Consider the following 13113-nt stretch of genomic DNA (forward strand, 5'->3'; position numbering starts at 1 on the left):
GCCGGGCGCGTGGCAGTGGTGGTCCTGCAATCTTCGCGCATTATCCGCGACAACCTCCGCCAGGGGGCAGCTTTTTTTGGGGGGGCGCTTTTCCTTTGGCAGGTGCCGAACTGGCCGGGTGGATGCGACCCTATGGGCATCGGTTCTCGGTGCCTCCTCGCCATGCGTCCGCTATTCGTGCGCGTTTCGCTACCGCCAGGGCCAGACGACCAGAGAGCCGGAGAGATCGAGACGATGCCGATGGCGCGCTGTCGGGACAGCGTATGGGCCGGGCGGCCCGCGCCGACGGCACGGATGACCTGATCCGAGCCGGATTTTTCCCGCGGCCGCCTGCGGTCTGGCCGTGTCATAGGAATGTGAATCGCCCTCATAATTATCGTGACAAACATGAGTTGGACTTGTCTGGCAGAAGGCGGTACCTGCCGCTCATGACCCAGACCGCATTCAGCCCCACCCGCCTCGCCCTCTCGCCCGTTTTCGACACCCTTCGTGCGGCCGCGCGCGAGCGGGTCCTGGTTCTTGACGGGGCGATGGGCACCCAGATCCAGAAGCTCGGCCTGAGCGAGGACGATTTCACCGGCCATGGCGCGGGCTGCAGCTGCCATCTGCACGGCGACAAGCCGCAGAAGGGCAATAACGACCTTCTCAACCTCACCAATCCGGATGTGATCGAGGAGATCCATTACCGCTATGCGATGGTGGGCGCGGATATCGTCGAGACCAACACCTTTTCCTCGACCACCATCGCCCAGGCCGATTACGGGCTCGAGGACAAGGTCCTTGCGCTGAACGAGGCGGGCGCGCGGCTGGCGCGCAGGGCGATGGACCGGGCCGAGGCCGAGGACGGGCGGCGTCGCTTCGTCGCGGGCGCGCTGGGGCCGACCAACCGGACCGCCTCGATCAGCCCCGATGTGAACGATCCCGGATACAGGGCCGTCACCTTCGACGATCTGCGGATCGCCTATGCCCAGCAGCTGCGCGGGCTGATCGCGGGTGGCATCGACCTGGTGCTGATCGAGACGATCTTCGACACGCTGAACGCCAAGGCCGCGATCTTTGCCTGCGAGGAGGTCTTTACCGAACAGGGGTTGCGCCTGCCGGTGATGATCTCGGGCACCATCACCGACCTGTCGGGGCGCACGCTTTCGGGCCAGACGCCGACGGCCTTCTGGCATTCGGTGCGCCATGCCCAACCCCTGACCATCGGGCTGAACTGCGCGCTGGGCGCCGATGCGATGCGCCCGCATCTGGCCGAACTGTCGGGCGTGGCCGACACGCTGATCTGCGCCTATCCCAATGCGGGGCTCCCGAACGAGATGGGCGAATACGACCAGACCCCGGACGAGATGGCGGCGCTGGTCGAGGGCTTTGCCCGGGACGGGCTGGTGAATGTGGTCGGCGGCTGCTGCGGCTCGACCTACGATCATATCGCGGCGGTGGCGCAGGCGGTGAAGGGGTATGCGCCCCGCGCCCTGCCGCAGCCCGCGCGCCATTTGCGGCTGTCGGGGCTCGAGCCCTTCACCCTGACCGACGACATCCCCTTCGTGAATGTGGGCGAGCGGACGAACGTCACCGGCTCGGCCCGGTTCCGGCGGCTGATCAAGGAACAGGATTACGCGACCGCGCTGGATGTGGCGCGCGACCAGGTCGAGAACGGCGCCCAGATCATCGATGTCAACATGGATGAGGGGTTGATCGACTCGAAACAGGCGATGATCGACTTCCTGAACCTCGTCGCGGCCGAGCCCGATATCGCCCGCGTGCCGGTGATGATCGACAGCTCGAAATGGGAGGTGATCGAGGCCGGCCTGAAATGCGTCCAGGGCAAGCCCGTGGTCAACTCGATCTCGATGAAGGAGGGCGAGGCGGCCTTCCTGCACCATGCGCGGCTGTGCCGGGCCTATGGCGCGGCGGTGATCGTGATGGCCTTCGACGAGCAGGGCCAGGCCGATACCGAGGACCGCAAGGTCGAGATCTGCGCCCGGGCCTACAAGCTCTTGACCGAAGAGGTCGGCTTTCCGCCCGAGGACATCATCTTCGACCCGAACGTCTTCGCCGTCGCGACCGGCATCGAGGAACATGACAATTACGGCGTCGATTTCATTGAGGCCACGCGCCGGATCACGACCGATTGCCCGCATGTCCATATCTCGGGCGGGGTCTCGAACCTGTCCTTCAGCTTCCGCGGCAACGAGCCCGTGCGCGAGGCGATGCATGCGGTCTTCCTGTATCACGCCATCCAGGTCGGCATGGATATGGGCATCGTCAATGCGGGCCAGCTTGCGGTCTATGACCAGATCGAGCCCGAGCTGCGCGAGGCCTGCGAGGATGTGGTGCTGAACCGCCGCCCGGACGCGACCGAGCGGATGCTGGAACTGGCCGAGAAATACCGCGGGCAGGGCGGGTCTCAGGCCCGCGAAAAGGACATGTCCTGGCGCGAGTTGCCGGTCGGGAAACGGCTGGAACATGCGCTGGTCAACGGCATCACCGAATTCATCGAGGCCGATACCGAGGAGGCCCGGCTGGCGGCGGAACGGCCGCTTCATGTCATCGAGGGCCCGCTGATGGCGGGGATGAACGTGGTGGGCGATCTTTTCGGGGCGGGCAAGATGTTCCTGCCGCAGGTCGTGAAATCGGCCCGGGTGATGAAACAGGCCGTGGCCGTGCTGCTGCCCCATATGGAGGCCGAGAAGGAGGGCCGCCGCGAGGCCGCGGGCAAGGTGCTGATGGCGACCGTCAAGGGCGACGTCCACGATATCGGCAAGAACATCGTCGGCGTCGTTCTGGCCTGCAACAATTACGAGATCGTCGATCTGGGGGTGATGGTCCCGCCCGAGAAGATCGTCGCGGCCGCCAAAGAACACGAGGTCGACATCATCGGCCTGTCGGGGCTGATCACGCCCTCGCTCGACGAGATGGTGCATATGGCCTCGGAGATGGAGCGGCAGGGCTTCGACATTCCGCTGCTGATCGGGGGCGCGACCACCAGCAAGGTGCATACGGCGGTGAAGATCGCGCCGCATTACAGCCGGGGGCAGGCGGTCTATGTGACCGATGCCAGCCGCGCGGTGGGCGTGGTCTCGTCGCTCCTGAGTGACAACCAGCGGGCGGGCTATGTCGAGGGCATCCGCGAGGAGTATCGCGAGATCGCCGAAAAGCATGCCCGCGGCGAGGCCGCCAAGAAGCGCCTGCCGCTGGCCGCGGCGCGGGCCAATCCGGTGCCGGTCGACTGGGCTGCCTATAGGCCGGTCAGGCCCGGCTTTCTTGGCACCAGGGTCTATGACCGCTGGGACCTTGCCGATTTGGCCGCGCATATCGACTGGACGCCGTTCTTTCATGCCTGGGACATGCGGGGGGTGTTTCCGCGCATCCTCGAAGACGAGAAGAAAGGCGAGGCGGCGCGCAATCTTTACGACGACGCGCGCCGGATGCTCGACCGGATCGTGCAGGGCGCCTGGTTCGCGCCGAAGGGCGTGGTGGGCTTCTGGCCCGCCAATGCGGTGGGCGACGATGTCCGGCTTTACACCGGCGAGGACCGGACCGGGACGCTGGCGACCTTCTACACGCTGCGCCAGCAGACCGCCAAGCGGCCGGGCGTGGCCAATGCGGCGCTTGCCGATTTCGTCGCGCCCGAAGGCGTCGCGCCCGACTATCTGGGCGGTTTTGCCGTGACCGCGGGCCCCGAGGAAGTCGCTATCGCCGAGCGGATGGCGATGGAGAATGACGATTACGGCGCGATCATGGTCAAGGCGCTTGCCGACCGCATCGCCGAGGCCTTCGCCGAACGGATGCATGCCGAGGTGCGCCGGACGCTCTGGGCCTATGCGCCGGACGAGCGTTTCACCCCCGAGGAGCTGATCGCCGAGCCCTATGCCGGCATCCGGCCCGCGCCGGGCTATCCGGCCCAGCCCGATCACACCGAGAAGAAAACCCTGTTCCGGCTGCTCGATGCCGAGCGGGCGGTGGGCATCCGGCTGACCGAGAGCATGGCGATGTGGCCGGGCTCGTCGGTCTCGGGGCTCTATTTCGCCCATCCCGACAGTTACTATTTCGGGATCGGCAAGGTCGAGGCCGATCAGGTCGCCGATTATGCCGCGCGCAAGGGGATTTCGCTGTCCGAGGCCGAACGTCACCTGGCGCCGGTGCTGAATTACACCCCCCGCAAGGAGGGTGACGCGGCGGCTGCCTGACGGGACCTGCGCCCGGCGGGCAATGCCGGGCGTTCAGCCCCGTTTCAGGATGCGGGCCGTCAGGCTCGACAGAGCCAGCGAGGCCAGCACGCAGAAGGTGAAGAGATAGAGCCCCCAGGCGGTCTCGACCCGGCCCATGCCGATGCCCTTGACCAGGACGACGTAGATCGCGATCAGGAACACATCGGCCATGGCGAGCTTGCCCATGACATGGATCGCGGGCAGCAGCCGGGCCGAGGCCAGATCGTACTGGACCAGCGCAAGCCCCACGGTCTTGGCATAGGGCGCGACCAGCGCCAAGAGCGTCACCAGCAGCGCGAGGAAGATGTCGGTCTGCCAGAGCGAGGCCAGCCCCGACAGCACCGAGATTTCCGACAATCCGAACAGCGGCAACAGCCCCGCACGCAAGAGCGGTGCTGCCCAGGCGATGGGGAACAGGACCAGAAGCGCCAGATTGGCCAGCCGCAACGCGCGCATCGCGCTCAGCCCCGCCGCCTGGCGCGGCGGGATTTCACCGCACCGCCTCGATAGGTCCTTCGGCACGACCATGGATGAACTGGTCGAGATAGGGATCGCCGGACTGGTCCATGTCGCTGACCGGCCCGGTCCACTGGATCACGCCGCCATGCAGCATCGCCACATTGTCGGCAATGGCCCGGACCGAGGTCATGTCATGGGTGATGGTCATGGCGGTCGCGCCCATCTCGACCACGATCTCGCGGATCAGCTCGTTGATGACACCCGCCATGATCGGGTCGAGCCCGGTCGTGGGTTCGTCGAAGAAGATGATCTCGGGATCGGCGGCAATGGCACGGGCCAGGCCCACGCGCTTTTGCATGCCGCCCGACAGCTCGGCCGGGAACAGATCGGCGACATCGGGTTTCAGCCCGACCCGGCGCAGCTTCTCGATGGCGATCTCGCGGGCCTCGGCCTTGGGCCGCTTGCCGGTGCCGCGCAGCAGCCGGAAGGCCACGTTCTGCCAGACCGGCAGCGAGTCGAACAGCGCGCCGCCCTGGAACAGCATCCCGAACCGCGCCAGAAACGCATCGCGTTCGGCCTTCGAGGCGTCCTCTCCCTCGATCAGGATCTGCCCCGCATCGGGCCGTACGAGCCCGAGGATGCATTTCAGCAGCACCGACTTGCCGGTGCCCGAGCCGCCGATGATGACCATGCTCGCGCCTTTCGGCACGGTCAGGTTGACGCCGCGCAGGACGCGGTTGCGTCCGAAGGCCTTTTCTATGTGACGAAGCTCGATCATGCGGCAAAGAACAATGTGGTGAGAAGATAGTTCGAGGCGAGGATCAGGATCGAGGCGGCCACCACGGCGGATTTCGTCGCCGCGCCCACGCCCTGTGCGCCGCGGCCCGAATTCATGCCGAAATAGCAGCCCACAAGCGCGATCAGGAAGCCGAAGACCGCGCCCTTGATCAGCCCCGAGGTCACGTCCCACAGCACGAGGTAATCGGCGGTGTTCTTGAGATAGGCGGCGGCATTCAGCCCGAGGCTCTGCGTCCCGACCAGGTAACCGCCGAGGATGCCAATGGAATCGCCCACCGCCACCAGCACCGGCACGGTCAGCGTCGCGGCCACCACCCTGGGCACGGTCAGATAGCGCATCGGGTCGGTCGACAGCGTGGCCAGCGCGTCGATCTGTTCGGTCACCTTCATCGTGCCGATCTCGGCCGCGATCGAGGAGGCGACCCGCGCCGCCACCATCAGCCCGCCGAGAACCGGGCCCAGCTCGCGCACCATGCCGATGGCCACGATCGAGGGCACGACCTGCCCGGCATTGAACCGCGAGCCGCCCTCGTAGATCTGCAGCGCCAGCGCCGCCCCGGTGAAGACGGCGGTCAGCCCGACCACGGGCAGGCTGTTATAGCCGATCACCCAGATCGCATGGCCGAGCTCGCGCAGGTAGAAGGGCGGCCGGACCATGGCATAGAGCGTGGCCAGGGCATAGAGCGCGATACGGCCGATGGCCGCGAGCGCCCCCAATACGGTACGTCCCAGCGCGCCGAGCGGCGCCAGCAGGATCATGCTCCTGCTCCGCCCAGGAAGCGGCGGGCATAGCGGCGGCCGAGCGCGGTCATGATCTCGTAGCCGATGGTCCCGGCGCTGTCGGCGACCGCGTCCACCCCCTGTTCGGGGCAAAGCAGGTCGAGCGCGGGCGGGATGCGGCCCAGATCGGTGATGTCGGCGGTGACGAGGTCCATCGAGACCCGCCCGACGATCGGGCAGGGCGTGCCCTCGAACCAGAGCTTGCTGCGGTTGGACAGCGTCCGGTGCAGGCCGTCGGCATAGCCTGCGGCGACGGTTGCGACGACGCGGCGCTCGCCCGCTGTGTGGGTATAGCCGTAACCGATGCTCTCGCCCGGTTCGACCTCGCGGGTCTGGATCACCGGGAAGGAGAGACCGACGACCGGCTCGGCCTCGGCGAAGGGCATCCCGCCATAGACGCCCATGCCGGGGCGGGTGACGTCGAAATGATAGTCCGGCCCCAGAAGCACCCCGCCGGTGGCGGAAAGCGAGCGCGGCACGTCGCAGCCTTCGGTCATCTCGCGGAAGGCGGTCAGCTGCTGCAGGTTCGCCGGGTGGTCGGGTTCATCTGCGCAGGCGAGGTGGCTCATGATCAGGACCGGCTTTGCGGCCAGCACGATGTCGCGCACCGCCGCCCATTCGGCCGGTTCGAGGCCCAGCCGGTTCATCCCCGAATCGAGCTGGATGCCGAAGGGACGACCGGGCAGGCCTTCCATGTGGCGGGTGAGCTGCTCGACCGAGTTCAGCATCGGCACCAGATCGAGATCGCCGATCATGTCGGTATCGCCCGGCATATGGCCCGAGAACACGCAGATCTGCGGCCCCGGTCCCAGCGCGTTGCGGATCTGGGCGCCTTCCTCGGCAACGGCGACGAAGAAGCGCCGGGCGCCGGCCTGGGCCAGCGCGCGGGCGACGCGGTCGCCGCCCAGCCCGTAGCCGTCGGCCTTGACGACCGCCCCCGTTTCCACGCCCGCGCCGCTTGCGCGGTCGAGCGCCTTCCAGTTCCGCGCAAGCGCGTCGAGATCGATCGTGAGTGTTCCGGTAGCCATGGCCGCTGTTGTGCCACGCGCGCGGGCCGCGTCAAGAGCGGAATGCCCCGGGGGTGGGGCCGCGACCCAAGGTCCGATCAAAACCCCTCGACCGCCTGTCCCTGCTGCCAGGGCTGGACGAGGTTGCCGAAGCGGGTGAAGCGGCCCTCGAAGCTGAGCTCGACCGAGCCGATGGGCCCGTGCCGCTGCTTGCCGATGATGACCTCGGCCTTGCCGTGCAGGCTTTCCATCGCCTCCTGCCAGCGTGCCATGCCTTCGAGGTCGTGATCGCTGGGTTTCTCCCGCTCCTTGTAGTATTCCTCGCGGAACACGAACATCACGACATCGGCATCCTGCTCGATCGAGCCCGATTCCCGGAGGTCCGACAGTTGCGGCCGCTTGTCGTCGCGGCTTTCGACCTGCCGCGACAGCTGCGACAGCGCGACGACCGGAATGTCCAGCTCCTTGGCGATGGCCTTCAGGCCCTGGGTGATCTCGGAGACCTCGTTCACCCGGCTGTCCTTGGCGGTGGCGGGGCGGACCAGCTGAAGGTAGTCGACGAACAGCGCGTCGAGCCCGTGGGTCCGCTTCAGCCGCCGGGCGCGCGCGGCCAGCTGGCTGATCGGCAGGGCGGGGGTGTCGTCGATGTAGAGCGGGCAGGCCTCGAGCTCCTTCGCGGCATTCACGAAGCGGCGGAACTCGGCCTCTGTCATGTCGCCGCGGCGGATCTGTTCGCTGGGCACTTCCGAGGCTTCGGACAGCACCCGGGCGGCCAGCTGCTCGGCGCTCATCTCGAGGCTGTAGAAGCCCACCACGCCGCCATTCACCGCGCCGACCGATCCGTCGGGCATGGCGCCGCGCTTGTAGGCACGGGCGATGTTGAAGGCGATGTTGGTCGCGAGCGAGGTCTTGCCCATCGAGGGCCGCCCGGCGAGGATCAGAAGGTCCGAGCGGTGCAGCCCGCCCAGCTTCTTGTCGAGATCGGTCAGCCCGGTCGAGACCCCCGCGAGCCCGCCATCCCGCTGATAGGCGGCATTGGCGACCTTCACCGCGTCGGTGACGGCGCGCAGGAAGGACTGGAAGCCGGTTTCCGACTGGCCCTTCTCGGCCAGCTTGTAGAGCCCCTGTTCGGCCTCGACGATCTGGGTGGCGGGTTCCGAGGCGATGTCGACCTTGGCGGCCTTGTCGGAAATCTCGGCGCCGAGTTTCATCAATTCGCGGCGCAGCCAGAAATCGTAGATCATCTGGGCATAGTCGCGCGCCGCGAAGGATGAGATCGCGGCACCCGCGAGTCGCGCCAGATAGGCCGGCCCGCCCAGTTCGGCCAGCCCCTCGTCATCCTCAAGGAAGGCTTTCAGCGTGACCGGCGAGGCCAGCTGGTTCTTCTGGATCCGGTTCGCGGCGATCTCGAAGATCCGCGAATGGACCGGATCGTAGAAATGCGGCGGCTGGACGATGGACGCGATCCGGTCGAAGATTTCGTTATTGGTCAGGATCGCGCCCAGCAATTGCTGTTCGGCCTCGATATTGTGGGGCAGGCCGCCGGTATCTTCGGCCGCTTCGCCCTCGGGCCGGATCGTTCTGACCGTGTTCATGTTCATTAATCTCCCTGCGGCCGGGTTCTAGCCCCCGGCCAGTGGCCACGGCAAGTTTGATAAACCTGTGGATAGCCTGTGGATGAATTGTGCATGAATTTCGACCCCTTCATCTTGCGTCGAAGGGGGCTCATGCGTCAAGATCTGGGTCGGCCCGACCCGGAGGGGCGTAAGTCGGGCCGCGGGCGGGATTGCGCCTATTGCTGGCGGCGCGCTTCCTGCCAAGCCCGGGGGGCGTCGAGAAAGGCCTCGACCTCGGCAAGCGTGGTGGCATCGAAGGCCCCCTGACGCTTCGCCTCGGCCAGCACGTCGCGCCATGTGCAGAGATGGTGCAGCCGGATGCCGTGATCGCCGAGCGTCTTCTCGGTTTCGGGGAAGATCCCGTAATAGAAGATCACCGCCGTATGGCCGCAGACCGCCCCGGTGTCGCGGATCGCATCGACGAAGCTGAGCTTCGAGCCGCCATCCGTGGTCAGGTCCTCGACCAGCAGCACCCGGTCGCCCTCGGCCATCACGCCCTCGATCCGGGCGTTGCGGCCATAGCCCTTGGGCTTCTTGCGGATATAGGTCATGGGCAGCGCCATCCGCTCGGCGATCAGGGCGGCGAAGGGAATGCCCGCGGTCTCGCCGCCGGCGATGTTGTCGAAGGCCTCGAAACCGGCCTCGCGCAGGACGGTCACGGTCAGGAAATCCATCAGCGTGGCGCGGATCCGCGGAAAGGAGATCAGCTTGCGGCAGTCGATATAGGTGGGCGAGGGCAGGCCCGAGGCCAGCGTGAAGGGCTCTTCGGCATTGAAATGCACCGCACCGATTTCCAGCAGCATGCGGGCGGACAGGCGGGCGATCTCGGACTGGTCGGGGAAGGTGGAGGGGATCATGGCGCGGATGTCTCCATTGGCTGCCGGAGGGGCGCGGCCCGGCCCGGCGATTTTTCTGCGAAAAATGCGCGTCTCACCGCTCGACCCGCCAGTGCAGATCGAAGCCCGGATCGAACAGCGTCACCGGCCCGGCCCCGGTCTCGATCCGCGCCGGATAGGCGGCGGGCGAGGCGTCCCGGGTCAGGGTGATCCGGGTCTCGTTGGGGGGCAGGCCATAGAAGGCGGGGCCGTTCAGCGACGCGAAGGCCTCGAGCCGGTCGAGCGCACCTTCCCGCTCGAACACTTCGGCGAGACAGGACACGGTGTTGGTGGCCGAGAAGATCCCGGCGCAACCGCAGGCGCATTCCTTGGCCGGATCGACATGGGGCGCGCTGTCGGTGCCGAGGAAGAAGCGCGCATCGCCCGAGGTGGCGGCCGCGACCAGCGCATCGCGATGCCGGGCGCGCTTGGCCACCGGCAGGCAGTAGTAATGCGGCTTGATCCCGCCGACCAGGATATGGTTGCGGGTGATGATCAGGTGATGGGTCGTGATCGTCGCGCCGAGCCCCTCCGGGACCGAGCGCACGTAATCGACGCCATCGGCGGTGGTGAGATGCTCCATCACCACCTTCAGGCCCGGGGTCGCGCGGCGGATCGGGTCGAGCACGCGGTCGATGAAGACCGCCTCGCGGTCGAAGATGTCGATCTCGGGGTCGACCACCTCGCCATGGACGCAAAGCGGACAGCCGATCTCGGCCATCTTGTCCAGCACCCCGCGCACCTTGTCGAAATCGCTCACGCCCGAGGCCGAATTGGTCGTGGCCCCGGCCGGATAAAGCTTGACCGCCGTCACCAGACCCGCGGCATGGGCGCGGGCCACATCCTCCGGGTCGGTCTCTTCGGTGAGATACAGCGTCATCAGCGGCGTGAAGTCCGCCCCTTCGGGCAGCGCGGCCAGGATCCGGTCGCGATAGGCGGCGGCCTCGGTGGCGGTCACCACCGGCGGCACGAGATTGGGCATGACGATGGCGCGGGCGAAGTCGCGGGCGGATTCGGGCAGCACGCCCGCCATCATGGCGCCGTCGCGCAGATGCAGGTGCCAGTCGTCGGGGCGTCGGATCGTGAGGCTCTGGGTCATGGGGCAGGGCGATACACAATCGCCCGGGCGCTTTCCAGTACCGATCGCGGCCCTTGGCGCCGCGATCCACCGGGCCCGGAGCCTTGCGCGGCCGTCCCTAGCCACGCGTCTGGTGCAAGGCGGGGCTTCCCAGCCGTCAATGGAAAAGTCAAAGCTTCTGTCCTATCTAGTCGGAAGGGGAGGAAACGTCCGCAAGCGAACAGGAGTTTCCACATGGCACTCGCCAATACGCATGTTGCGGGCCCGCGCGGCTCGTTCTTTTCCTCGGTCATTGCGGCCATGGTCCGCATGGTCGAGAACCATCCGCGCACGCGCGCGCTTGACCGGCTGAACGCCATTTCCGATGAGGAACTGGCCGCCCGGGGTCTGACCCGTCAGGACGTGATCCGCCGGATCTTCAGTGACCGTTTCTATCTCTGAGCCCCCGCCCGCGGGGGACGGGGATGCCCGGATCAGGCAGGATCGGCCGGGCGATGACGCCGCAGCCGCCTGTCGAGATCCGCGCGCGCGCCGGTGATGCCGGCGATGTGGCCCGAGACGGTCTCGGATTCCGCGATCCGGCGGGCATGGCGGCAGACCCGCAGCGCCAGGTCCTTACGGCCCGATCTGTCGAGCCGGTCTATCAGGGCCGCGAGATAGGGCGCATGCCGCCGCCGGGCGCGAAACAGCCGGTAATAGACCTCTGCCGAAAGCTGCCCTTCACCTGCCGCGTCGATCAGTTCGGGCAGAATTCCCATATCTGCAAGATGGGCCTCGAGCGCGTCGCCGCAACAGGGCGCGGCCAGCCGAAGCACGTTCGGCCCGTCGAACAGTGCTGCATGCATCGCATCGAGCGTCTGCGCGGGGTCGTAAAGGATCGCGGCACAGGAGGCTGCCTCGATCATGTCGGGCGCATAGCCGTAACGCGAGGCGAAATCGCGCCGCCGCGCGATCAGGAAACGCCGGTCCCAGTCAAGCCGCGCGGGGTCGAGCGTGGCCTGCGGGGCCAGGGCCACGACGGCGGCGCCCGGTGCTGCCACCGAATAGGTGCAGGCGGCATAGCCGCACATCCCCGCCCCGTAGAACACGACCCGGTCGAAGCCGTCGAAGAATTCCGAATCGATCCGTTCGTCGAAGAAGCGAAAGACCGCCGGATCGCGGAACCAGGTCGCGCCATGCGCGACCAGCGTCAACCGCGACCAGCCCGCGGGCTCGGCCAGTTGCGCGGCCAGGGGCTGGCCCGCGGTCTCGCCGGTCAGGATCTTGCGCGCCTGCTCGAAGGTGACCAGCAATGTGTCGCCGCCCGGCGCCCAGACCGCCGCATGATCGGGGCCGAGCGCCTTCAACCAGGCGCCGGTTCCTGACCGGTCCAGCAATGCCTGCCAGCGGCCCGTGTTGTCCTCGCTCGCCAACCGGTCTTTCATGGTCACCTCTGCAACCCCGGGGAATCCTAAAGCCAAGTTGCGGCCTTCGAAAGGCGCCTTTCGCCTTGTCGGGCAGGGCACGGCCTGCGCTCAGCGAAAAACCGCCCCGGCCGCTCAGCTGCGCGCGGCAGAGGCAGTCAGCGCCCCCATGCCGATCAACGCGCCGCCCCCCGCCCGGGTCATCCAGCGCAGCACCGCGGCCCGCCGGATCTGTGCCCTCAGCCGGTCGGCCAGCAGCGCATAGGCCAGCGCGTTCAGCGCCGCGAGGCTGACGAAGGTCGCGATCAGCACCGCGAATTGCTGCGTAAGCGGGGCATCGGGCCGCAGGAATTGCGGCACGAAGGCAATGAAGAAGGCGATCGATTTCGGGTTCAGCGCGGTTACCAGCGCCGCATGGCCGAAGACCGCGCGGGCCGGGCGCGGCGCCGGGGCGACATCATCTGCAAGCACCGGCGGGCTTCTGAAAAGCCTGATCCCGAGCCAGACCAGATAGGCCGCCCCGATCCATTTCAGTGCGGTGAACAGCGTGGCCGAGGCCAGAACCAGCGCGCCCAGCCCGGCAAGCGAGACCGTCATCGCGATCAGATCGCCCAGCGCCACCCCCAGAGCCATCGCCACCGCGACCCGCCGCCCCTGGCTCAGCGCATAGCTCAACACCAGCAGGATCGTCGGCCCCGGCAGCACCAGAAGAACCGCCGATGCCGCGGCAAAGGCAAGCCAGAGATCGACGGACATGAGACCTCCTCCACAGATGAACGCTCGGTTCCGAAGCTTACGCCCGCCCGAAGCCTCCGCAAAGCCCCGCACGAAGCAGAGAGACCGCAGCCCCCTTCTTCTTGGCCGAAATACCCCGGGGGGCCGGGGG

At 67.2% G+C, this 13113-nt stretch carries 11 protein-coding genes; 2 read left to right on the forward strand and 9 right to left on the reverse strand.

Features of this window, described 5'->3' with window-relative positions:
* The first annotated feature begins 428 nt into the window (after positions 1-428).
* A complete protein-coding gene (metH, locus tag A6W98_RS12280; RefSeq protein WP_042461855.1) occupies positions 429-4190 on the forward strand; it encodes a methionine synthase in 3762 nt (1253 codons plus the stop codon).
* A gap of 33 nt (positions 4191-4223) precedes the next feature.
* Here the strand turns inward: metH and A6W98_RS12285 are convergent, their stop codons facing one another.
* The 7 genes from A6W98_RS12285 to pyrC form a co-directional block, all read right to left on the reverse strand.
* Positions 4224-4667: a paraquat-inducible protein A gene (locus tag A6W98_RS12285; RefSeq protein ID WP_042461857.1), complete on the reverse strand. Its 444-nt coding sequence runs from the start codon at positions 4665-4667 to the stop codon at positions 4224-4226.
* A gap of 34 nt (positions 4668-4701) precedes the next feature.
* Entirely contained in the window at positions 4702-5448 is a 747-nt protein-coding gene (locus A6W98_RS12290) for an ABC transporter ATP-binding protein (RefSeq protein ID WP_042461859.1), read from the reverse strand.
* Positions 5445-6227 carry an MlaE family ABC transporter permease gene (locus tag A6W98_RS12295; RefSeq protein ID WP_042461862.1) on the reverse strand — a complete coding sequence of 261 codons (783 nt, stop codon included), beginning with the start codon at positions 6225-6227 and terminating at the stop codon, positions 5445-5447. Before A6W98_RS12295 ends, A6W98_RS12290 begins: the two co-directional genes overlap by 4 nt.
* Complete coding sequence (gene alr, locus A6W98_RS12300; RefSeq protein ID WP_042461864.1) at positions 6224-7276, reverse strand: alanine racemase; 1053 nt, start codon at positions 7274-7276, stop codon at positions 6224-6226. The genes A6W98_RS12295 and alr overlap by 4 nt, the downstream gene beginning before the upstream one ends.
* Before the next feature lie 77 nt (positions 7277-7353).
* Positions 7354-8850: a replicative DNA helicase gene (locus tag A6W98_RS12305; RefSeq protein ID WP_042465036.1), complete on the reverse strand. Its 1497-nt coding sequence runs from the start codon at positions 8848-8850 to the stop codon at positions 7354-7356.
* Positions 8851-9047: 197 nt separating this feature from the next.
* Positions 9048-9728, reverse strand: coding sequence for an orotate phosphoribosyltransferase (locus tag A6W98_RS12310; RefSeq protein WP_042461866.1), 681 nt, complete (start codon positions 9726-9728; stop codon positions 9048-9050).
* A 73-nt stretch (positions 9729-9801) separates the two neighbouring features.
* Positions 9802-10845: a dihydroorotase gene (gene pyrC, locus A6W98_RS12315; protein WP_042461868.1), complete on the reverse strand. Its 1044-nt coding sequence runs from the start codon at positions 10843-10845 to the stop codon at positions 9802-9804.
* 213 nt (positions 10846-11058) lie between these two features.
* On the opposite strand from pyrC, the gene A6W98_RS12320 reads away from it, so the two are divergent.
* Positions 11059-11265 carry a hypothetical protein gene (locus tag A6W98_RS12320; protein ID WP_042461870.1) on the forward strand — a complete coding sequence of 69 codons (207 nt, stop codon included), beginning with the start codon at positions 11059-11061 and terminating at the stop codon, positions 11263-11265.
* 32 nt (positions 11266-11297) lie between these two features.
* Here A6W98_RS12320 and A6W98_RS12325 read toward each other — a convergent pair whose 3' ends face one another.
* Both A6W98_RS12325 and A6W98_RS12330 read right to left on the reverse strand, forming a co-directional pair.
* Entirely contained in the window at positions 11298-12248 is a 951-nt protein-coding gene (locus A6W98_RS12325; protein WP_052678032.1) for a hypothetical protein, read from the reverse strand.
* Positions 12249-12362: 114 nt separating this feature from the next.
* Positions 12363-12983, reverse strand: coding sequence for a LysE family translocator (locus A6W98_RS12330; RefSeq protein ID WP_042461872.1), 621 nt, complete (start codon positions 12981-12983; stop codon positions 12363-12365).
* Positions 12984-13113: the final 130 nt, after the last annotated feature.

This window comes from Rhodovulum sulfidophilum DSM 1374 (genome assembly GCF_001633165.1).
GTDB lineage: Bacteria > Pseudomonadota > Alphaproteobacteria > Rhodobacterales > Rhodobacteraceae > Rhodovulum > Rhodovulum sulfidophilum.